Here is a 20,631-nt window from a genome sequence, read left to right as displayed (position 1 = left end):
TCCGTGGATATCCCTGTCCGGGGCGAAACGGAACCCGGTTCGGTGGCCTCAGCCCCGAAGGTCCGACAGGGTTCCCAGCAGCCCCGCGGTAGAGCCGTCCTTGCCCGCCGCATCGCCCTTGCCCTCGATCAGCGGCAGCATCTGCGTGGCAAGTTCCTTGCCCAGTTCCACCCCCCACTGGTCGAAGGAGTTGATGCCCCAGATCGCCCCCTCGACGAAGACGCGATGCTCGTAGAGCGCGACGATCCGGCCAAAGGTCTCGGGCGTCAGCTGGCGGTACATCAGCGTGGTCGACGGACGGTTGCCCGGGAACACCCGGTGCGGGTTGTCGGCGGTCGGGCGGCCGACCAGCAGCGCCTCGGACTGGGCAAGGCAGTTGGCGACAAGCAGGTCGTGCTGGTGGCGCAGGTCCGGCTCGTGCCCCTCGGCGGCGACCAGGAACTCGCAGGGGATCACCGCGGTGCCCTGGTGGATCAGCTGGTAGAAGGCGTGCTGCCCGTTGGTGCCCGGCTCGCCCCAGACCACCGGGCCCGACGCCTCGGTCAGCGGGCTGCCGTCCAGCGCCACGCGCTTGCCGTTGCTCTCCATGTCAAGCTGCTGAAGATAGGCGGGCAGGCGCAGCAGGCGCTGGTCATAGGGCAGCACCGCGCGGGTCGGGTAGCCACAGGCGTTGTTGTGCCAGATCCCCACCAGGCCCAGCAGGACCGGCAGGTTTTCCGCCAGCGGCGCGGTGCGGAAATGCTCGTCCATCTCGAAGCCGCCATCAAGGAAGCGGCCGAACACCTCGGGGCCGACGGCGATCATCACGCTCAGCCCGATCGGCCCCCACATGGAATAGCGCCCGCCGACCCAGTCCTCGAAGCCGAACACGCGGTCCGGCTCGATCCCGAACTCTGCCGTCCTGTCGAGTGCCGAGGACAGCGCCGCGAAATGGCCGCCGGCCGCCGCGCCGACAGCGGCTTCCACCCAGTGCCGCGCGGTGCGGGCATTGGTCATCGTCTCGATCGTGGTAAAGGTCTTGGAGGCGACGATCACCAGCGTGGTGCGCGGGTCGAGCCCCTTCAGCACGTCATGCACATGCGCCCCGTCCACGTTCGAGACGAAATGCGTGCGCGGCCCGTCATGCCAGGGCGCCAGCGCCAGTGCGGCCATGACCGGGCCAAGATCCGAGCCGCCGATGCCGATATTCACCACATCGGTGAAACGCGCCCCCGACGGCGCGGTGATCGCCCCGCTGCGGATCCCGGTCGCAAAGGCCGCCATCCGTTCGAGCGTGGCGCGAATGCCCGGCGTCACGTCCTGCCCGTCCACCGTCACCGCCCGGTCCGAGCGGTTGCGCAGCGCGGTGTGCAGGACCGCGCGCCCCTCGGTCTGGTTGATCCTCTCGCCCGCGAACATCGCGTCGCGCCGGGCCTCGACCCCGCGTTCCCGCGCCAGCCGCAGGAGCAGGTCCAGCGCGGCTTCGTCGATGGAGGTCTTGGAGAAATCCAGCACCATGTCGTCCAGCCGCGCCGAGAACCGCGCGAAGCGGTCGGGATCGGCGCGAAACAGATCCAGGATATGCCGGTCGGCGGTGGCGGCGCGATGGGCGCGCAGGTCGTCGAACAGGGTCATTTGCGCACCCTTTCCAGTTTCGACGCCTCTCGCGCCAGCAGCTCGATCTCGTCCCAGCGGCCTTCGTCGACCATCTGCTGCGGCGCGACCCAGGAGCCGCCGGCGCAGAGCACGTTCGACAGGGCAAGGTATTCCCCCGCGTTGGCCGGCGTGACGCCCCCCGTCGGACAGAAGGCGATCTGCGGCAGCGGCGCGCCGATCGCCTTGAGCGCGGGCGCCCCGCCCGAGGCTTCGGCCGGGAAGAACTTCAGGAAGTCGTAGCCGCGCGCCAGCATCCGCATCGCTTCCGTCGCGGTCGCTGCCCCGGCCAGCAGCGGCAGCCCCTCTTCCTCGCAGGCGGCGAGCAGCTCGTCCGTGACGCCGGGCGAGACGCCGAACTTCGCGCCAGCGGCGACCGCGTTGCGCACGTCCTGCGCGGTGACCAGCGTGCCGGCGCCGACCACGCCGCCCGGCACATCCGCCATGGCCCGGATGGCATCGAGCGCGGCCGGCGTGCGCAGCGTCACCTCGAGCGCGGGCAGACCGCCCGCGACCAGCGCCTCGGCCATCGGGCGGGCATGGGACGCATCCTTTACCACGATCACCGGGATGATGGGTGCAAGCGCCGCGATCTCGCGCGTCGCGCGGCTGGCCTCGTGCGGAGTGATGGGCATGGGGGGCTTCCTTTCCTCAGAGCAGGGCGCAGGCGCCGGTTTCGGCGGGGCTTGCGGCGTCGCGGAAGAGCTGGAACATCTCGCGCCCCAGGCCGTGGCGGTTGGCCGTCAGATCGGGGTGGGTGATCTCGCGGTCGAGCACGGTGGGGTCCAGCACCTGAAGCGTGCCGGCAACCGCATCGACCCGCACGACGTCGCCGTCGCGCAGCTTCGCCAAGGGCCCGCCGTCCAGCGCCTCGGGGCTGACATGGATGGCCGAGGGCACCTTTCCGGAAGCGCCCGACATGCGCCCGTCTGTCACCAGCGCCACCTTCAGCCCGCGGTCCTGAAGCACCGCAAGGATCGGGGTCAGCGAATGCAGCTCGGGCATGCCGTTGGCCCGGGGGCCCTGGTAGCGCACCACGACGACGGTGTCGGTCGTCAGCTGCCCCGCGCGGAAGGCGACCTTGACCTCTTCCTGGTCGTGGAACACCCGCGCGGGCGCCTCGATCACATGGCGCTCGGGTGCCACGGCAGAGACCTTCATCACCCCGGTGCCAAGGTTCCCGGCCAGCCGCTTCATGCCCCCGGTGGGCTGGAACGGGTCCGTGGCCGGGCGCAGGATCTTGTCATTCAGCGACCGCTTCGCGCCATCCTCCCAGCGCAGGGTGCCGTCGATCAGCTTCGGCTCCTGGGTGTAGCGCGCCAGCCCCTCGCCCACGACGGTGCGGGTGTCGGGATGCAGCAGGCCCGCGTCCAGCAGCTCGCCGATCATGTACTGCAAGCCGCCGGCGGCGTGGAAATGGTTCACGTCGGCAAGCCCGTTGGGATAGACCCGCGCCATAAGCGGCGTCGCGTCCGACAGCTGGGCGAAGTCCTCCCAGTCGAGCACCACGCCGGCGGCGCGCGCCATCGCGATCAGGTGGATCAGCAGGTTGGTGGACCCGCCCGTCGCCATCAGGCCGACGATGCCGTTCACCCAGGCGCGCTCGTCCAGGATGTCCGAGACGGGGGTGTATTCGTTGCCCAGGTCGCTGATCGCCAGCGCGCGCTTCGCCCCCTCGAGCGTCAGCGCCTCGCGCAGCGGCGTGCCCGGATTGACGAAGCTGGCGCCGGGCAGGTGCAGGCCCATGAACTCCATCAGCATCTGGTTGGTGTTCGCGGTGCCGTAGAAGGTGCAGGTGCCGGGGCCGTGATAGCTTTCCATCTCGGCCTTCATCAGCGCGTCGCGCCCCACTTCGCCGGCGGCATATTGCTGGCGGACCTTGGCCTTCTGGTCGTTGGGCAGGCCGCTGGTCATCGGCCCCGCGGGCAGGAACACCGAAGGGATATGCCCGAAGGTGGCTGCCGCGATCACCAGCCCCGGCACGATCTTGTCGCAGACGCCCAGGTAGACGGCGGCGTCGAAGGTGTTGTGCGACAGCGCCACCCCCGCCGCCATCGCGATCACGTCGCGCGAGAACAGGCTCAGCTCCATCCCGACCTGGCCCTGGGTGACCCCGTCGCACATCGCGGGCACCCCGCCCGCCACCTGTGCGGTGCCGCCCACCTCGCGCGCGGCGCGCTTGATCAGCGCCGGGTAGGTTTCGAACGGCTGGTGCGCCGAGAGCATGTCGTTATAGGCGGTGACGATGCCGATGTTGCCGGCGCTGCCCGTGGCCAGCGCGTCCTTGTCGTCGCCCATCGCGGCATAGGCATGGGCCTGGTTGCCGCAACTCAGATGCGCGCGGCGCGGGCCCTCGTCGCGGGCGCGGGCCATGCGGTCCAGATAGGCGCTGCGCGCGGGCTTCGAGCGTTCCTCGATCCGGCGGGTGACGCGGGCCACCGTGTCGTTCAGCCTGCTGCTCATTCTCTGTCCTCCTTGAGGGGACGGGGGACCGGCGGGGCCGGCCCGCCCGGTGGTCAGCCTTCGATCTCGCGCCAGCGGCGGCCGTCGCGATGCATCAGCGCCAGCGCCTCTTCCGGACCCGAGCCGCCGGTATCATACGGTTCGGGCCGGGCGCGGTCATCTTCCCAGCTGGCGATGATCGCATCGGTCCAGGCCCAGGCGGCCTCCACCTCGTCGCCGCGCATGAAGAGCGTCTGGTTGCCGCGGATCACGTCCATCACCAGCCGCTCATAGGCGTCGGGCACCTCCTCGGCCATGTCGCCCAGCGCATCGGCAAAGGTCATGTCCAGCGGCACCTCGCGCAGGCGCATTCCGCCCGGGCCGGGATCCTTGATCGTCATGCGCAGGGTGATCCCCTCGTCGGGCTGAAGCCGGATGATCAGGGCGTTGCCGCGCCTCTGCGACACCTCGGGAAAGATCGAGTGCGGCACTTCCTTGAACATCACCGCGATTTCCGACAGCCGCGCGCGCAGCTTCTTGCCGGTGCGCAGGTAGAAGGGCGTTCCCGCCCAGCGCCAGTTCGAGATCTGCACTTTCAGCGCGACATAGCTTTCGGTGCGGCTGTCGGGGTTCTCGACATGGTCGAGATAGCTGCCGGTGGTGCCATTGGCGCGGTACTGGCCACGCACCGTGTCCCCGATGGGCACCGGGTCGAGCGCGCGGATCACCTTCAGCTTCTCGTCGCGCACGGCGTCCGGCTCGAACCGGGCGGGGGGTTCCATCGCGGTCAGGCACAGAAGCTGCATGATGTGGTTCTGCACCATGTCGCGCATCGCACCCGACTTGTCGTAATAGCCGCCGCGCCCTTCGACCCCGATCTTTTCCGAGACGGTGATCTGGACATGGTCGATGTGCTGGGCGTTCCACAGCGGCTCGAACAGCGCATTGGCGAAGCGCAGCGCCATCAGGTTCTGCACCGTCTCCTTCCCGAGATAATGGTCGATCCGGTAGATCTGGTGCTCGGAGAAGCTTTCGGACAGTTGCCGGTTCAGTTCCCGCGCGGACGGCAGGTCGTGGCCCAGCGGCTTTTCGACGACGATCCGGCTGTCAGCGGTGGCGAGCCCGGTCTCGTGCAGGCGGTGGGCAATCGGGCCGAACAGCGCAGGCCCCACCGAAAGATAGAAGGCGCGCACCGTGTCGGGCCGCAGCTTTTCGCCCAACTCGGCCCAGCCCGCCTCTCCGGTGGCGTCGAGGGCGACGAAATCCAGCACCTCGAGGAACTGCGCCAGCAGGTCGTCGGGGCGGTCTTCGGGGCGGGGGATGAACTCCAGCAGCGCCTCGCGGATCATCTGCTGGAACGCCTTGCGGGTCATCTTGCCCCGGGCACAGGCGATGACGCGGGCCGTCGCCGGCATCTGGCCCGCGCGCATGCGGCGAAACAGACTGGGCAGGATCTTGCGCCGGGCAAGATCGCCGGTACCGCCAAAGATCACGAGGTCGAAGGCGTCGACCGGTATCGTTCTGGCAACCATGGATATGGGCCCCTTCCGTCTGGGCGCGTCAATGACACGCCATCCGCAACTCTTCGGGTCAGCATGACCCGGCATCACCGGGCAGGGCCACGCCTTGGTGATGCGAGCGCGAAACTACAGATTGGGCTGGGGCTGTCAACTCCCGCCCGGGCACGGCCGGGCGGAAGTGTGGCAAGGGTGCCGGTCGGGATCGCCCGATCAGTTGCCGGTGGCGCTCAGCAGGGCATCCACCAGGTCGGTGCGCTCCCACGAGAAACCGCCGTCGTCATCGGGGTCCCGGCCGAAATGTCCATAGGCGGCGGTCCGCTGGTAGATCGGCTTGTTCAGACCCAGATGGGTGCGGATGCCGCGCGGGGTGAGCGACATCACCTCGCGGATTGCCGATTCGATACGGGCCGGGTCCACCGTCTCGGTTCCGTAGCCATCGACATAGACCGAAAGCGGCTCTGCCACGCCGATCGCATAGGCGATCTGGATAGAGCATTTCCGCGCCAGCCCCGCGGCGACCACGTTCTTCGCAAGGTATCGCGCGGCATAGGCCGCCGAGCGGTCCACCTTGGTCGGATCCTTGCCCGAGAAAGCGCCGCCGCCATGGGGCGCGGCACCGCCATAGGTGTCCACGATGATCTTGCGCCCGGTCAGGCCGGCATCCCCGTCGGGCCCGCCGATCACGAAGCGGCCGGTGGGGTTGACGTGCCAGACCGTATCGGCGTCGATCCAGCCCTCTGGCAGCGCCTTGTGGATATGCGGCTCCACGACGGCGCGCACATCCTCGGAGGTCATGTCCGGGTTCAGATGCTGCGAGGACAGCACGATGGTGTGCGCCCGCGCCGGCCGCCCGTCGCGGTACTCGATCGTCAGCTGCGATTTCGCATCCGGCCCGAGCGTGGGCTCGGCGCCGGAGTGCCGCGCCTCGGCCAGCCGCTTGAGGATCTTGTGGGAATAGAGGATCGGCGCCGGCATCAGTTCCGGCGTCTCGTCGGTGGCGAAGCCGAACATGATGCCCTGGTCGCCCGCGCCCTCGTCCTTGTTGTCGGACGCGTTCACGCCGCGCGCGATGTCCTGGCTCTGCTCGTGGACATAGCAGTCGATCGAGCAGGTCCTGAAGTGAAAGCCCTTCTGCTGGTAGCCGATCCGCCGGATCACCTCGCGCGCGGTGGCGCTGATCTCTTCGGGGGTGGCGGCGTTCTCTTCCGAGACCTTGATCTCGCCCAGAAGCACGACCTTGTTGGTCGTGGCCGCCGTCTCGACGGCGACGCGGGCCTCGGGCTCGCGGGCCAGCAGCATGTCCACCACCGCGTCCGAGATCTGGTCGCAGACCTTGTCGGGGTGACCTTCGGAAACGGATTCCGAGGTGAACAGGTAGTTCTTGCGCTCAGTCATTCCTTCGTGCCTTCCGGGCTTCTCTCAGGATGTGGAAATCGGGATATAGGCGGCCTGTCCTGACTGCAAGCGCGGCTGTCCGGAATGTCGCACCCCCGGCCCGGCCGGGGGTGCCGCTGCGATCACGAGAGTTTCTGCAGCAGGGCGTCCACGCTCGCCTTGGCATCGCCGTAGAACATGCGCGTGTTCTCCTTGTAGAACAGCGGGTTCTCGATGCCGGAATAGCCGGTGCCCTGGCCGCGCTTGGACACGAAGACCTGCTTGGCCTTCCATACTTCCAGCACCGGCATCCCGGCGATGGGCGAGTTCGGATCCTCCTGCGCGGCGGGGTTCACGATGTCGTTCGAGCCGACGACGATCACCACGTCCGTGGTCGGGAAGTCCTCGTTGATCTCGTCCATCTCGAGAACGATGTCGTAGGGCACCTTGGCCTCGGCCAAGAGCACGTTCATGTGGCCCGGCAGGCGACCGGCGACGGGGTGGATGGCAAAGCGCACTTCCTTGCCCTTGCCGCGCAGCCGCCGCGTCAGCTCGCTGATCGAGCCCTGCGCCTGCGCCACCGCCATGCCGTAGCCCGGCACGATGATGACGCTGTCCGCATCCTCCAGCGCCGAGGCGACGCCGTCGGCATCGATGGCGATCTGCTCGCCCTCGATCTCCTGCTGCGCGCCCGACGGGCCGCCGAAGCCGCCCAGGATGACGCTGATGAAGCTGCGGTTCATCGCCTTGCACATGATGTAGCTGAGGATCGCACCCGAGGAGCCGACCAGCGCACCGGTCACGATCAGCAGGTCGTTTTCCAGGCTGAAGCCGATCGCCGCCGCGGCCCAGCCCGAATAGCTGTTCAGCATCGACACCACGACGGGCATGTCCGCGCCGCCGATCCCCATGATCAGGTGATAGCCGATGAACAGCGCCAGCACCGACATCAGCAGCAGCGTCCAGCCGGCGCCGGTCTGCATGTAGACGATCAGCAGGATCAGGCTGAGCGCCGCGGCGCCCGCGTTCAGCATGTGGCCGCCCGGTAGCTTCTTCGCGGACGATGTCACCTTGCCGGCCAGCTTGCCGAAGGCGATCACCGAGCCGGTGAAGGTCACGGCGCCGATGAAGACGCCGAGGAACACCTCGATCATCAGCACGGTGATTTCGGCCTGGTCCTTGCCGGCGACCTTCTGGGCAAAGCCCTCGAGCGCGGCCAGCGCCTGCGTGTCGCCCGCCGCCTGAAGCGCCGCGACGGCGTTCATCTCCATCTCGGCGTTGAAGCCGATGAACACGGCGGCCAGACCCACGAAGCTGTGCAGCGCCGCCACAAGCTGGGGCATTTCGGTCATCTGCACGCGGTTGGCGACGTAGTAGCCGATCACCGAGCCCGCGGCCATGCAGACGATCAGCAGGAACCAGTTGCCGATGCCGGGGCCGAAGACGGTGGCCACCACCGCCAGCGCCATGCCGACGATGCCGTACCACACGGCGCGCTTGGCGCTTTCCTGGCCCGACAGGCCACCCAGCGACAGGATGAAGAGGACAGCGGCCGAGATATAGGCAGCCGAGACGAGTCCGACAGACATGTTCTATCCCCTCCGGCTCAGGATTTCTGGAACATCGCAAGCATGCGACGCGTCACGAGGAAGCCACCCACGATGTTGATCGTGGAGATGAGGACGGACACCGCCGCAAGGATCACGACGATCGCGCCGCTGTTCGATCCGATCTGGAGCAGCGCGCCCAGGATGACGATTCCCGAAATTGCGTTTGTGACCGCCATCAGCGGCGTGTGCAGCGAGTGGGAGACGTTCCAGATCACCTGGAAGCCCACGAAACAGGCCAGCACGAAGACGATGAAATGCGCCATGAAGCTGGCGGGCGCCACCGCACCGACCAGCAGCAGAAGCACCGTCGCACCGCCCAGCAGCCCGGCCTGGAACTTCGTCTGCTCCTTGAAGGCGGCAAGCTCCTGCGCGCGCTTCTCCTCGGGCGTCAGCTCCTTCGCCTTTTCCTTCTTCGGGGCCGCGGCGATGGCGGACACCTTGGGCGGCGGCGGCGGGAAGGTGATCTCGCCCGCGTTGACCACGGTCGCCGAACGGATCACGTCGTCGTCCATGTTCACGACCGGGGTGCCGTTCTTTTCCGGCGTCAGATCGTCCATCATGTGCCGCAGGTTCGTCGCGTACAGCGTCGAGGACTGGGTCGCCATGCGGCTGGGGAAGTCGGTGTAGCCGACGATGGTCACGCCATTGTCGCTGACCACCTTCTCGTTCGGCACGGTCAGGTCGCAGTTGCCGCCACGCTCGGCCGCAAGGTCCACGATGACCGAGCCGGGCTTCATCGCCTGGACCATGTCCTCGGTCCACAGCTTCGGCGCCGGCCGGCCCGGGATCAGGGCGGTGGTGATGACGATGTCCACCTCGGGGGCCAGTTCGCGGAACTTCTCGAGCTGCTTTTCCCGGAACTCGGGCGACGAGGGGGCCGCGTAGCCACCCGTGGACGAGCTGTCCTGCGTATCCTCGAAGTCGAGATAGACGAACTCCGCGCCCATCGATTCGATCTGCTCTGCCACCTCGGGGCGCACGTCGAAGGCGTAGGTGATCGCGCCCAGCGAGGTCGATGTGCCGATCGCGGCCAGACCCGCCACGCCCGCGCCCACCACCAGCACCTTGGCCGGCGGCACCTTGCCCGCGGCGGTGATCTGGCCGGTGAAGAAGCGCCCGAAATTGTTGCCCGCCTCGATCACGGCGCGGTAGCCGGCGATGTTCGCCATCGAGGACAGCGCGTCCATCTTCTGCGCCCGGCTGATGCGCGGCACCATGTCCACGGCAAGCGCGGTCACGCCCTTGTCCTTCAGCGCGTTCAGCAGCGCCTCGTTCTGGCCCGGCCAGATGAAGGAAATCAGGATCTGCCCCTTGCGCAGCAGATCGAGGTCCGTGCCCTCGGGTGCGCGCACCCGCAGCACGATGTCGGCGGCGGCGTAGAACGCCTCCGGCCCGTCCACCACCTCGACGCCGGCCTCGCGATAGGCGTCGTCCGAGAACCGTGCCGCTTCGCCGGCGCCGGCTTCCACGCAGACCTCGTAGCCGAGTTTCTGAAGCTGCAACGCGCTTGCCGGCGTCAGCGCGACCCGCGCCTCGCCATCAATACGCTCCCTTGGGGCTCCGATCTTCATGGGGCTTTCGATCCTCCCGCGAAATAATGGCATTGGGCCGCGGACCGAGGGGCCGCAGCGATGCGTGACGTTATGTGTCCTAACGGAAACTGTTGTCGAGGGGGATGCGCAATATTGCTGCGCATTTCGCGGCAAAAGCCGGGGTTTTCCGCCTCATGCGTGGCCGAAAACCTCTTCGCGGTGCCAGCGCAGATAGTCCTGGTGCGGCCAGTCGCGGCGGTTCGCTGGCAGTTGCAGCGTCTGTTCAGGCAGGAAAAGCCGGTTCGCGGTGTCGGCTGGCACCTTGTTGTGCGAGACCAGGATCCGCCAGTCCTCCGCCACCGATATCAGGCCCCGGTCGAACATCCAGTGCAGGGTTCCCGACAACGCGATGCCGTTCGCGACGATATCCGGGCCGCCGTCCTTAACGGGGCGGATATGCGCCGCCTGCACCTCGGGCCGCCCGCCGCCATTGCGCAGGGACAGCCCCGATATGGCGCAGCGCGCGCCATAGGCCGCCTTGACCATGCGCTGGAACGAGGCATCGCGGAACTTGCGGCTGGTCAGGATGTCGGCCCGCCCCTCCATCAGGGGCGCGGGATCGAAATGGGCAGCATCCTCGGCCAACGCGTCAAGACGCGGGATCGCCTCGGCACCCTCGATCGGGCGCAGCCCTTCGTTCACGATGGCGGCGAACTCGGCATCCGACAGCCGCCTGACCGCAGAGACATTGGCGCCGCCGGATGTCGGACGGCCATCCGTGCCGCGCAGGGATTTCTCCCAGGCGATGCCACGCGGATCGGCGCGGCCCACGGGGCGCTCGAACTGCCACTGGCTGCCGCGGTCGAGAAGCGCGTAGAAATGGCCGGCATCCTCGGGGTCCCGCACGACCTTTGTGACCCTTTGCACCGAGTGATAGCCCGGAATGCCCTGGCGCCCCTCGTAGAAGATCACCCAGTCGCCCACGGTTTCCTGCACCATCCGCAGGTAGCGGCGCGGGAAGTGGTAGTGAACGCCCGGCGCATCCTTGTAGATGGAATGCGGGTTCTGGATGAAGACAGCCTTCGCCATGCGCCCAGAAAAGCCGGCGCCGACACGACCTGGCAAGCCTATTCGGCGGCCATGCCCGCCTGTCCCGCCTCTGCCGCCTCGACCCTGACGGCGGCGTACTTGAATTCCGGGATCTTGCCGAACGGGTCGAGCTGCGGGTTGGTCAGCACGTTGGCGGCGCTTTCGACGAAGGCGAAGGGCAGGAACACCGTATCCTCGGCCACGGCCCGGTCGGCGCGCGCAGCGACCGTCACGCTGCCCCGCCGCGTGGTCAGCTTGAGCATGCCGCCCGGCGCCACGCCCAGCCGCCGCAGCGTGCGGGGATGGACCTGCACGAAGGCCTCCGGCTCCATGCTGTCCAGGACGCTGGCGCGCCGCGTCATCGATCCGGTGTGCCAGTGCTCCAGCACCCGGCCGGTGATCAGGATCATCGGAAACCGCTCGTCCGGCGTCTCGGCCGGTGGGGTCACGCGCGCCGGCGTGAACTTCGCCCTTCCCGCGCGGCGGGGAAAGCCGTCGCCGAAGACGACCGACTGACCCGGATCCTCCATCGACAGGCAGGGATAGGTCACGGCATTCTCGGACTCGAGCCGGTTCCAGGTGATGTGGTGCAGGCTGCGCATCGACATCTTCATCTCGTCGAAGACGCTGCGCGGCCCGTCATAATCCCAGTCGAGCCCCAGCCGCTGGGCAAGGCCCACGATGATCCGCCAATCCTCCCGCGCCTCGCCCGGCGCGTCGATGGCCTTTCGGCCCATCTGCACCTGCCGGTTGGTGTTGGTCACGGTGCCGGTCTTTTCCGGCCAGGCCGAGGCGGGCAGGATCACGTCGGCGAACATCGCCGTCTCGGTCAGGAAGATGTCCTGCACCACCAGGTGATCCAGCCGCGACAGCGCGGTGCGGGCGTGGTCCACGTCCGGGTCCGACATCGCCGGGTTCTCGCCCATGACATACATGCCGCGGATCTCTCCGCGGTAGATGGCGTCCATGATCTCGACCACGGTCAGCCCCGGTTTGGGGTCGATCCGGGTGCCCTGCCAGATGTGGCGGAACAGGTCGCGCACGGCCGGATCCTCGACCGACTGGTAGTCGGGCATCACCTGCGGGATCAGCCCCGCATCGGATGCGCCCTGCACGTTGTTCTGCCCCCTCAGCGGGTGCAGCCCGGTCCCGGGCCGCCCGACATGCCCGCACAGCAGCGCAAGGCTGATCAGGCAGCGGGCGTTGTCGGTGCCGTGGATATGCTGGCTGACCCCCATGCCCCAGAAGATCATACCGGCGCGTGCCCGCGCGAAATCCCGCGCCACCTGCCGGATCGTGTCCGCGTCGATCCCGCAAAGCGCCGCCATCCGTTCAGGGGGAAAGGCGCGGATATGGTCGCGGAACTCGAAGAAGCCTTCGGTGAAGCCCTGGACGTATTGCCGGTCGTAGAGCTTTTCCTCGACGATGACGTGCATGATCGCATTCAGCAGCGCCACATCGGTGCCGGGGCGGAACTGGAGCATGTGGTCCGCGTGGCGCTTGAGCGCCTGCCCGCGCGGGTCCATCACGATCAGCCTGCCGCCGCGTTTCGCGAACTGCTTGAAATAGGTCGCGGCGACCGGGTGGTTCTCGACCGGGTTCGCGCCGATCATGATGGCGACGTCCGCGTTCTCGATCTCGTTGAAGCTGGCGGTCACCGCGCCCGAGCCGACATTCTCCATCAGCGCCGCCACCGAAGAGGCGTGGCAGAGCCGCGTGCAATGGTCCACGTTGTTGTGGCCGAAGCCCTGCCGGATCAGTTTCTGGAACAGGTAGGCTTCCTCGTTCGAGCACTTGGCCGAACCGAAGCCCGCCACGGCCCGGCCGCCGTAATAGCTGCGCAGGTCCGCCAGCCCGCGGGCCGCCACCTCCAGCGCCTCGTCCCATTCGGCCTCGCGGAAATGGGTCCAGGGGTTCGCGGGATCGACGTTGAGCCCCTTTTCCGGGGCGTCCTCGCGCCGGATCAGCGGCTTTGTCAGACGGTGCGGGTGGGCGACATAGTCGAAGCCGAAACGCCCCTTCACGCAGAGCCGGTTCTCGTTCGCCGGCCCTGGCGCGCCCTCGACCCAGGCGATGCGGTCGTCCTTTATCTTGTAGGTCAGCTGGCAGCCGACGCCGCAATAGGGACAGACAGAGCGCACCTCGCGGTCGACCTCCCGCCGGTCACCCTGCTGCGCGTCGTCCAGCGCCGTCGCGGGCATCAGTGCGCCGGTGGGGCAGGCCTGCACGCATTCGCCGCAGGCGACGCAGGAACTTTCGCCCATCGGGTCGCCCATGTCGAAGACGATCGCCGCCTCGTGGCCGCGCCCCGCCATGCCGATCACGTCGTTCACCTGCACTTCGCGGCAGGCGCGGACACACAGGTTGCAATGGATGCAGGCATCGAGGTTCACCCGCATCGCGACATGGCTGTCGTCGAGCAGCGGCACATGCGCCGGGGCGCGGGCCGGAAAGCGGCTCCGGGTCACGCCTGTCGCCTCGGCCATGTCCCAGAAGCGGGCGCCGGCGTCGTGCGACACCTCCCGTGCCGGCTGATCGGCCAGCAGCAGTTCCATCACCATGCGGCGGGCCTGCGTCTCCCTCGCGCCCTGCGTGGTCACGACCATGCCCTGCGCGGGCCTGCGGATGCAGGAGGCGGCGAGCGTCCGCTCCCCCTCGATCGAGACCATGCAGGCCCGGCAGTTGCCGTCCGGGCGGTAGCCCTTCGCGCCGCTGTGGCAGAGATGGGGGATCTCGGTCCCCTCGCGGCGGGCCACGTCCCAGATCGTCTCGTCCGGGCGGGCAAGCACCAGGCTGCCATCCAGCAGGAAGGCGATCGGATCGGCGGACATGGTCACTCCCTCGGGCAGTCGTCTTTTCGGGACAGACTACACCACGGGCCGGACGTTGTGAAAATCCGCGAAAGAGCGGCCTCACGCGGAATTTCCGCGGACCCTGGTGGCGGATGGGAAACCTGCGCCCGCGACCGGGGCGCGCGGCACTCAGCCGAAGAGGCGCGGTTTCAGCTTGAGCAACGTCTCGTTCGTCTCGCGGCTGGCGATGCGGCCGGCATTCACCGCCGCCTCGATCGCGCTGGCCTGAAGGAAGGCCGCCACCAGTTCGGGATTGGCCGCGGCATAGCCCTCGCCCAGTTCGGCGTCGATGGCGGCGCGCGCGGATTTCAGATACTCCGCCACGGTTTCCACCGCGGCGGCCTTGGTCGGATCGAAATGCCGGTTCATCGCGCGCCTCCCTGCAATGCCGGTGGAACATGGCACCGGACGGGCGCGCGACAAGGGATCAGCCCACGGGAACCGTCGCCTTCATGCTGTCGCGCTCGGCAAAGCCGGCGTACCACTCGGCCAGGGCAGGGTGCCCGCCGCGCCAGTTGCGCGCGTCCTGCCGGAAGTCGAGATACCCCAGCGCACAGCCAACCGCGATCTGACCCATGTCGAGGGGCCCTTCCAGATAGGCGATCCAGCGCCCCTCCAGCGTGTCGAGCGCGCGGGCCACCTTGGACCACTGCGCCTCCACCCAGGTGGGATCCTGCGTGCCCTGTGCACGGGCGCGGGTCTCGTAGATCATCAGGACCGCCGCCTCCATCATGCCATCGGCGGTCGCTTCCAGGGTCAGCGTCTCCCACAGGCGCGGGGGCTGGGGGTATAGCTTGCCGCCCGAGATGTGGTCGAGATAGCGGCAGATCACCCGGCTGTCGTACAGCGCCGGGCCATCCTCCCGCTCCAGCGTGGGGATCTTGCCCAGCGGGTTCAGCGCGATGGGCGCGTTGCCCGGGGCCGCGGGCAGCCCGGATCCGGGCACCAGCGTCACCTTGTCGATCAGCCCGGTCTCGCGCAGCACGACGCTGACCTTGCGCACGAAGGGCGAGGTCGGGGAATAGTAAAGCTTCATTCTTCTTCCTGCTTCGGTGAAGGGGCCGCGCTCAGTCCACCCGGCGCAGCCGGATGCGGCCAAGCGTGGCGATGTCGATCTCGAGCCCCGGCCCGTCGCCCAGCCGGATCACCCGCCTGACCCGCGCCGCCGCATGGGCGTTGCGCTCTGCCTCGGACTTGTCGGAGGTCAGGTCGACCCCCTCCGGCAGATCGTCCAGCGCCTGCTCGCGCCAGACATGCTTGGGCTTTGCTTGCGTGCGGCTGCGCACATACCAGGCTGCGGCAGCGACCGCGCCGAGACGCAGGGCGGTCATGGCGATGGGGGCGATCGGGGCAGGCATGGGCTTCCTCCGCAAGGGGTGTCGGGCTTCAATCTAGGGCCAGGCGCGGCCCTGCGCAATTCACTCCGTCGCGGGCGGATCGCGCATCAGGGCTGCCAGCGTTTCCAGCTCCGACCCGATCCCGCTGCCCGCGATGGCGTCGGCCGCGGCCAGCCGCGCCGCCTCGGGCTTGTTCTGGTTCAGCTTCCAGGTGCCGTCGATGGCCGCAATCTCCATCCGCAACGGCACGATCATCCGCCGCATCCGCGCCAGCGCCTCTGGGTCCATCTTGTCCTCGGTCCAGGGCTTCTTGGGCAGAAGCCGCCCCTCGAACTGCGCCGACAGCTCTGCCGCATGCGGCGCCAGCGCCTCGACGTCCTGCCGGTGCAGCGTGCCGCGCAGGTGGACGGCGACGTAGTTCCAGGTCGGCACCTGGTTCTCCATCCCGTACCAGTCGGGCGAGACGTAGCCATCCGGCCCAGAGACGATCATCAGCGCAGGAACCGGCTCTGCAATCGCCGCCCAGATCGGGTTTGACCGCACCAGATGCGCCTCGAGCGCGGTGCCCTCCGGGTTCAGCACGAATGGGATATGCGCGGCCAGCGGCCCGTCCGGCCCCGCAAGCGTCAGGATGCCGAAGCTCCGGGCGCGGACAAAGGCGATGTTGCGTGCGCCGGCTGTCCTGCGGAAGGCGGGGTTGGGGTGCATCGGGCTCTCCTGACCAGTCGGGGCCAGTTTCCACGTTGCGCCCGAGGCGGCAAGGCCTGCCGCTCAGGCGGCTTCGGCCACCAGGCGCCCGGCCGCTGCCGACGTGATGCGCACGGGCAGGATGCCGCCCTCGATGGGGGTGCCGCCCGTGACGTCCACCTCGGCAAATCCGGGGGTGCGGCCCATGCGGTCCTTTTCGATCAGCACGGGCTGGGTGCTGCCGACCTGTGCCGCCAGATGCTCGGCCACCCGCGCATCCCCCAGCGCCCGAAGGCGCGCCGCACGGTCCTTGATCGCGGCCTTGTCCACCTGCGGCATGCGCGCGGCGGGGGTGCCCTTGCGCGGCGAGTAGGGGAAGACATGCAGCCAGGTCAGGCCGCATTCCTCGACCAGCCTTAGCGAGTTCTCGAACATCGCCTCTGTCTCGGTCGGAAAGCCCGCGATGATATCGGCGCCGAACACGATGTCGGGGCGCGCGGCCCGCGTCTCCTCGCAGAAGCGGATGGCGTCATCGCGCAGGTGGCGGCGCTTCATGCGCTTGAGGATCATGTTGTCGCCCGCCTGAAGGCTCAGGTGCAGATGCGGCATCAGCCGCGGCTCGGACGCGATCGCCTCGATCAGCGCCGGGTCCGCCTCGATCGAGTCGATCGAGCTGATGCGCAGCCGCGGCAGGCCCGGCACCAGCTTCAGGATGCGCTGCACCAGGTCGCCCAGGCGTGGGTGCGCCGGCAGGTCGGCGCCCCAGCTGGTCAGGTCCACGCCGGTCAGCACCACCTCGTTGTAGCCGGCATCGACCAGCCGCGCGATCTGCTCGACCACGACGCCCGCCGGGACGCTGCGGGAATTGCCCCGCCCGAAGGGAATGATGCAGAAGGTGCAGCGGTGGTCGCAGCCGTTCTGGACCTGCACATAGGCCCTTGCGCGGCTGCCGAAGCCGTCGATCAGGTGGCCGGCCGTCTCTGTCGCGGACATGATGTCGTTGACGCGTACCTTCTCGGTCTCGCCGATGAAGTCGGGGCCCTTGGCAAGCCCTGCCCAGGTTTCGGCCCGCATCTTTTCCAGGTTGCCGACGACCAGGTCCACCTCGGCCATCGCGGCATAGGTCTCGGGCTCGGTCTGGGCGGCGCAGCCGGTGACGATGATCCGCGCGGCAGGGTTCTCGCGGCGCAGCTTGCGGATGCGCTGGCGCGACTGGCGCACGGCTTCCGCCGTGACCGCGCAGGTGTTCACGATCACCGCGTTGTCGAGCCCGGCGCCTTGCGCAAGTTCACGCATCGCCTCGGTCTCGTAGGCGTTCAGCCGGCAGCCGAAGGTCTCGAAGACGGGCGGGTTCATCGCAGCATCTCCGGTGACAGCACGCCCTCGAAGACCAGCGCGGTCGGTCCGGTCAGCCAGACGCCATCCTCGCGCCACTCGCCATGCAGCGTTCCGCCATCCACGACGATCTCGGCGCGGCGGCCGATCAGCTCCTTGCGGTGGCAGGCGACCAGCGCCGCGCAGGCGCAGGAACCCGAGGCCAGCGTGATCCCCACGCCGCGTTCCCAGATCCGCAGCCGCAGCCGGTCGGGGGCCAGCACCTGCACCATCTCGACATTGGTGCGTTGCGGATAAAGGGGATCGTGCTCGAAGCGCGCGCCCTGCGAGGCGATGTCGGCGCCCTCGGCGTCGTCCACCACGAACACGCAATGGGGGTTACCCATGCTGACCGCGCCGGGATTGCCGGGCAGCGGCAGGGACACCGTGTCCACGTCGCGCGCCAGCGGGATCCGGTCCCAGTCCAGCGCCGGCTGGCCCATGTTCACGCGGGTCAGACGGTCGCCCGCATCCTCGGCGATCAGCACGTCGAACTCTGTGCGCAACCGCAGGCGCGTGGCGCCCGTCTCGTCCATCAGAAGCCGCGCGATGCAGCGGGTGGCGTTGCCACAGGCGCCCGAGGTCGAGCCGTCCGCGTTCCAGAACGTCAGCCGCGCATCCGCGTCGGCATCGTCGTGGATCACCGCCAGCTGGTCGAAGCCCACGCCCATGTGCCGGTCGCCCAGCGCGCGCGCCAGCGCAGGCGTGACCGGATCGGCCGCGCCGCGCGCGTCGATGATCACGAAATCGTTGCCCAGCCCGTGCATCTTGAGAAAGCGCAGGGGAGGCGTCTGGGAAAGGCTCTGCTCCATCCGCGCGGATATAGGCGATTGCCGGGCGACTCGCCAGAGCGCCTGCAAGGCAAGGGCATTGGCCCATATCCCGCTGCTCTGGTCGGGACTTCAAGAACAAGTAGAGATAAAAAAAATACAGTCCAAAAATAGAAATATATAGATTTTTATATGTTAAACATTTTGTCTATCTATTCACAGTCTGGCCACATTTGATCGTAACCGTCCGATCACCTAGGACGACCCAGGCTTGAAAAGGAAAAGAGTACATGAAAGTCAATTCGACTGTGCTTCTCACAGTGTCCCTTTTTGCTCTTGCCGCGTGCAGCAGCAGTGACGGCGGCAGCGGCGGCGGTGGTGGTGGCGGCGGCGAAATCTCGCAGGGGATCTTCGAACAGGAGCTTCCGACCGCCGAAGAACTCGCCGGACTGCCGCAGGAGGCGCAGGATTTCGTCGCCGCGTGGGATGACCTCAACCAGAACGGTACCGAGGAGCGGCCCAATGCGGATGCGACCTATGCCGGGTCTGTCGGCTTCGCGGTCGAGAGCGGAACAGCCGAGGACAACACCCTTGTGTTCGGCGACATCTCGCTCGCTGCGGATTTCACGGGTGACATCATCACCGGTTCGATGACCAACCTGAGCGCGTTCGACTCGGAAACGCCGCCCGAAGGAGCCGCCCTCGGGGGGCAGCTTGATCTGTCCAACGGGGCCATCACCGACAGCCGCTACACGGCCGATTTCGGCGGTGACCTGACGCTCGACGACAATGGCGACGTCGAGACTTTCAGCGTCGCCGGTGATCTCGAGGGTGCATTTGCCGGCACACAGACACTCGGTGTTCTCACCGGTACCGTGACGGAGGGTCCTGTCGTGGACCAGATCGACGGCATCTTCCTGGCTGACCAGCAGCCCTGATCCAACGACGTTGCGGCGCGTGTGGACACCGCACGCGCCGCGATTCATGATCTGGCTGTTTGCATCCTCGCGTGTTCACGCGATGAAAGCCGACCATCCCGTCCTTCAGGAATTCCGCATGCCCGAATTCAGGCAAAGCATCCTTGCTGCGCTTCTTGTTCTTGTGTCGATTGCATGCCCTGCCCCGGCGCAGACCGGCGCCGACCTGAACGCACTCCTGTCCGGCGGCCGCCCCGCCGAGGCGCTGGAACTGGCGCGGACATCGGACCTTTCCCCCGCCGATCTGGCCTATGTCGAGGGGCGCGCCGCCCTTGCCGACAATCGCCTGCCCGACGCGATTGCAGCGTTTCGCCGGGCGCTTCGCCTGAACCCCGAGGCGCGGCTGGCACGCTGGTACCTGGCGCAGGCGCTGGCGCGCGACGGCCAGGTGGAAGCGGCGCTGTTCCAGATCGACGAACTTCTGCCCGAGGCCCGCGGCGCGGACGAGCGGCGGACCCTGCTTTCGGCGCGGTCGCGCCTGGTGGCGCAGCGCCCCTGGGGGCTGACCTTCGGGATGAACCTACAGCCCAGCAGCAACCTGAACCGCGCCACGCTGAACACCGAGGCGCCGATATTCGGCGGGCTTGTCGGCACCATCGACACCACCGCCGAAGAGGGCTTCAGCGCCACATTGCAGGCGGGCGCCTTCCGCCGCTTCGATCTGGGTGCGGGCGCGCTGACCCTGTCCGGATCGCTTGCCGCGACACGCGCCACCGTCGACGGGCTCGACCGGTGGCAGCTTGGCGCGGCGGCGGCCTGGATCCGCCCGCTGGATCGGGGCCGGCTGACCCTTCGGGCGGACGGCCTGACGACCTTCTACGATGACGAGATCCGGGACTTCACCCTGGTCGGCCTGTCGGTGGATCGCGAATTCTTCGGCGAGCGCACGCTTTACCGGCTGGGCGCGCGGGTCGCGCGGCAATGGTATGACGACCCGGGGCGTGCCAGCATCTATGACAACACCAGCGTCACGCTGACCGGGGATCTGCGCCGCATCATCACCCCGCGGCTTGCGCTGCGCGCCGGGCTTGCCGTGAACCGGACCAACGCCCGGGATCCGCGCTTCAGCTATGACGCGATCCGCCCCAGCATCGGGATGGAGCGCAGCTGGCCATCAGGCTGGACGGTGCTCGGCAATGTCTACTACGAACAGGAATGGTTCGACGCGCCGTTCTTTGCCTTCGACACCGAGAAACGCATCGACCGGACCGTCGGCCTGGGGCTGATCGTCGGCAACAATTCAGTCGTCATCCGGGGCTTTACCCCGCGGCTTTCCTGCAACTTCGCACGCACCGGATCCAACGTCGTCTTCTACGACAACATCGACGTCGAGGAGTGCAACCTTTCGCTGACGCGACGCTTCTGACGAAAGCGGGGGTTTTCGCCCGTTCCCCGTGCTTTGCCCTCTTGACCTCCGAACCCGCGGCGTCTATCG

The 20,631-nt window shown here is 67.9% G+C and carries 17 protein-coding genes; 2 read left to right on the top strand and 15 right to left on the bottom strand.

The window, feature by feature from the left end; genetic code table 11:
* Nucleotides 1-48 precede the first annotated feature (48 nt).
* The 15 genes from pgi to dapF all read right to left on the bottom strand — a co-directional run bounded on the left by pgi (nt 49) and on the right by dapF (nt 18,216).
* Nucleotides 49-1,614: a glucose-6-phosphate isomerase gene (gene pgi, locus HMH01_RS01040; protein ID WP_171321631.1), complete on the bottom strand. Its 1,566-nt coding sequence runs from the start codon at nt 1,612-1,614 to the stop codon at nt 49-51.
* On the bottom strand, nt 1,611-2,267 hold the full coding sequence (eda, locus tag HMH01_RS01035) for a bifunctional 4-hydroxy-2-oxoglutarate aldolase/2-dehydro-3-deoxy-phosphogluconate aldolase (RefSeq protein ID WP_171321629.1): 657 nt from the start codon (nt 2,265-2,267) through the stop codon (nt 1,611-1,613). Before eda ends, pgi begins: the two co-directional genes overlap by 4 nt.
* A gap of 16 nt (nt 2,268-2,283) precedes the next feature.
* The gene (gene edd, locus HMH01_RS01030; RefSeq protein WP_171321627.1) at nt 2,284-4,095 is read right to left on the bottom strand and encodes a phosphogluconate dehydratase; all 1,812 of its coding nucleotides are present in this window, start codon (nt 4,093-4,095) and stop codon (nt 2,284-2,286) included.
* Nucleotides 4,096-4,148: 53 nt separating this feature from the next.
* Nucleotides 4,149-5,606, bottom strand: a complete 1,458-nt coding sequence (zwf, locus tag HMH01_RS01025; RefSeq protein WP_171321625.1) for a glucose-6-phosphate dehydrogenase — start codon at nt 5,604-5,606, stop codon at nt 4,149-4,151.
* A gap of 198 nt (nt 5,607-5,804) precedes the next feature.
* On the bottom strand, nt 5,805-6,989 hold the full coding sequence (gene metK / locus HMH01_RS01020; protein WP_171321623.1) for a methionine adenosyltransferase: 1,185 nt from the start codon (nt 6,987-6,989) through the stop codon (nt 5,805-5,807).
* Between the two features lie 122 nt (nt 6,990-7,111).
* Entirely contained in the window at nt 7,112-8,557 is a 1,446-nt protein-coding gene (locus HMH01_RS01015) for an NAD(P)(+) transhydrogenase (Re/Si-specific) subunit beta (protein WP_171321621.1), read from the bottom strand.
* Between the two features lie 17 nt (nt 8,558-8,574).
* Entirely contained in the window at nt 8,575-10,149 is a 1,575-nt protein-coding gene (locus HMH01_RS01010) for a Re/Si-specific NAD(P)(+) transhydrogenase subunit alpha (protein WP_171321619.1), read from the bottom strand.
* 153 nt (nt 10,150-10,302) lie between these two features.
* Entirely contained in the window at nt 10,303-11,199 is an 897-nt protein-coding gene (locus tag HMH01_RS01005) for an HNH endonuclease (protein WP_171321617.1), read from the bottom strand.
* A 38-nt stretch (nt 11,200-11,237) separates the two neighbouring features.
* A complete protein-coding gene (gene fdhF, locus HMH01_RS01000) occupies nt 11,238-14,030 on the bottom strand; it encodes a formate dehydrogenase subunit alpha (RefSeq protein ID WP_171321615.1) in 2,793 nt (930 codons plus the stop codon).
* Between the two features lie 150 nt (nt 14,031-14,180).
* On the bottom strand, nt 14,181-14,420 hold the full coding sequence (locus tag HMH01_RS00995) for a hypothetical protein (protein ID WP_171321613.1): 240 nt from the start codon (nt 14,418-14,420) through the stop codon (nt 14,181-14,183).
* Nucleotides 14,421-14,478: 58 nt separating this feature from the next.
* Nucleotides 14,479-15,087, bottom strand: a complete 609-nt coding sequence (locus HMH01_RS00990) for a glutathione S-transferase (protein ID WP_171321611.1) — start codon at nt 15,085-15,087, stop codon at nt 14,479-14,481.
* A gap of 31 nt (nt 15,088-15,118) precedes the next feature.
* The gene (locus HMH01_RS00985) at nt 15,119-15,409 is read right to left on the bottom strand and encodes a hypothetical protein (RefSeq protein ID WP_171321609.1); all 291 of its coding nucleotides are present in this window, start codon (nt 15,407-15,409) and stop codon (nt 15,119-15,121) included.
* A 60-nt stretch (nt 15,410-15,469) separates the two neighbouring features.
* Nucleotides 15,470-16,096: an FMN-binding negative transcriptional regulator gene (locus tag HMH01_RS00980; protein WP_171321607.1), complete on the bottom strand. Its 627-nt coding sequence runs from the start codon at nt 16,094-16,096 to the stop codon at nt 15,470-15,472.
* A 63-nt stretch (nt 16,097-16,159) separates the two neighbouring features.
* Nucleotides 16,160-17,431 carry a tRNA (N(6)-L-threonylcarbamoyladenosine(37)-C(2))-methylthiotransferase MtaB gene (gene mtaB, locus HMH01_RS00975; protein WP_171321605.1) on the bottom strand — a complete coding sequence of 424 codons (1,272 nt, stop codon included), beginning with the start codon at nt 17,429-17,431 and terminating at the stop codon, nt 16,160-16,162.
* Nucleotides 17,428-18,216, bottom strand: coding sequence for a diaminopimelate epimerase (gene dapF, locus HMH01_RS00970; protein ID WP_246237251.1), 789 nt, complete (start codon nt 18,214-18,216; stop codon nt 17,428-17,430). The genes mtaB and dapF overlap by 4 nt, the downstream gene beginning before the upstream one ends.
* A gap of 293 nt (nt 18,217-18,509) precedes the next feature.
* On the opposite strand from dapF, the gene HMH01_RS00965 reads away from it, so the two are divergent.
* Together HMH01_RS00965 and HMH01_RS00960 are read left to right on the top strand one after the other, a co-directional pair.
* Entirely contained in the window at nt 18,510-19,157 is a 648-nt protein-coding gene (locus tag HMH01_RS00965; protein ID WP_171321601.1) for a hypothetical protein, read from the top strand.
* Nucleotides 19,158-19,275: 118 nt separating this feature from the next.
* Complete coding sequence (locus tag HMH01_RS00960) at nt 19,276-20,562, top strand: surface lipoprotein assembly modifier (protein WP_171321598.1); 1,287 nt, start codon at nt 19,276-19,278, stop codon at nt 20,560-20,562.
* Nucleotides 20,563-20,631: the final 69 nt, after the last annotated feature.

Origin of the sequence: Halovulum dunhuangense, assembly GCF_013093415.1 — a bacterium.
GTDB classification, from domain to species: Bacteria; Pseudomonadota; Alphaproteobacteria; order Rhodobacterales; family Rhodobacteraceae; genus Halovulum; species Halovulum dunhuangense.
This window is presented reverse-complemented; position numbering and strand designations above follow the sequence as displayed.

Bases quoted from the DNA above. Each gene is read 5' to 3' on its own strand.
- mtaB (WP_171321605.1), bottom strand. From the start codon at position 17,431: ATGAACCCGCCCGTCTTCGAGACCTTCGGCTGCCGGCTGAACGCCTAC.
- HMH01_RS00965 (WP_171321601.1), top strand. From the start codon at position 18,510: ATGAAAGTCAATTCGACTGTGCTTCTCACAGTGTCCCTTTTTGCTCTT.
- HMH01_RS00980 (WP_171321607.1), bottom strand. From the start codon at position 16,096: ATGCACCCCAACCCCGCCTTCCGCAGGACAGCCGGCGCACGCAACATC.
- HMH01_RS00985 (WP_171321609.1), bottom strand. From the start codon at position 15,409: ATGCCTGCCCCGATCGCCCCCATCGCCATGACCGCCCTGCGTCTCGGC.
- eda (WP_171321629.1), bottom strand. From the start codon at position 2,267: ATGCCCATCACTCCGCACGAGGCCAGCCGCGCGACGCGCGAGATCGCG.
- HMH01_RS01005 (WP_171321617.1), bottom strand. From the start codon at position 11,199: ATGGCGAAGGCTGTCTTCATCCAGAACCCGCATTCCATCTACAAGGAT.
- HMH01_RS00995 (WP_171321613.1), bottom strand. From the start codon at position 14,420: ATGAACCGGCATTTCGATCCGACCAAGGCCGCCGCGGTGGAAACCGTG.
- edd (WP_171321627.1), bottom strand. From the start codon at position 4,095: ATGAGCAGCAGGCTGAACGACACGGTGGCCCGCGTCACCCGCCGGATC.
- pgi (WP_171321631.1), bottom strand. From the start codon at position 1,614: ATGACCCTGTTCGACGACCTGCGCGCCCATCGCGCCGCCACCGCCGAC.
- metK (WP_171321623.1), bottom strand. From the start codon at position 6,989: ATGACTGAGCGCAAGAACTACCTGTTCACCTCGGAATCCGTTTCCGAA.
- HMH01_RS01010 (WP_171321619.1), bottom strand. From the start codon at position 10,149: ATGAAGATCGGAGCCCCAAGGGAGCGTATTGATGGCGAGGCGCGGGTC.
- HMH01_RS00960 (WP_171321598.1), top strand. From the start codon at position 19,276: ATGCCCGAATTCAGGCAAAGCATCCTTGCTGCGCTTCTTGTTCTTGTG.
- fdhF (WP_171321615.1), bottom strand. From the start codon at position 14,030: ATGTCCGCCGATCCGATCGCCTTCCTGCTGGATGGCAGCCTGGTGCTT.
- zwf (WP_171321625.1), bottom strand. From the start codon at position 5,606: ATGGTTGCCAGAACGATACCGGTCGACGCCTTCGACCTCGTGATCTTT.
- HMH01_RS00990 (WP_171321611.1), bottom strand. From the start codon at position 15,087: ATGAAGCTTTACTATTCCCCGACCTCGCCCTTCGTGCGCAAGGTCAGC.
- HMH01_RS01015 (WP_171321621.1), bottom strand. From the start codon at position 8,557: ATGTCTGTCGGACTCGTCTCGGCTGCCTATATCTCGGCCGCTGTCCTC.
- dapF (WP_246237251.1), bottom strand. From the start codon at position 18,216: ATGCACGGGCTGGGCAACGATTTCGTGATCATCGACGCGCGCGGCGCG.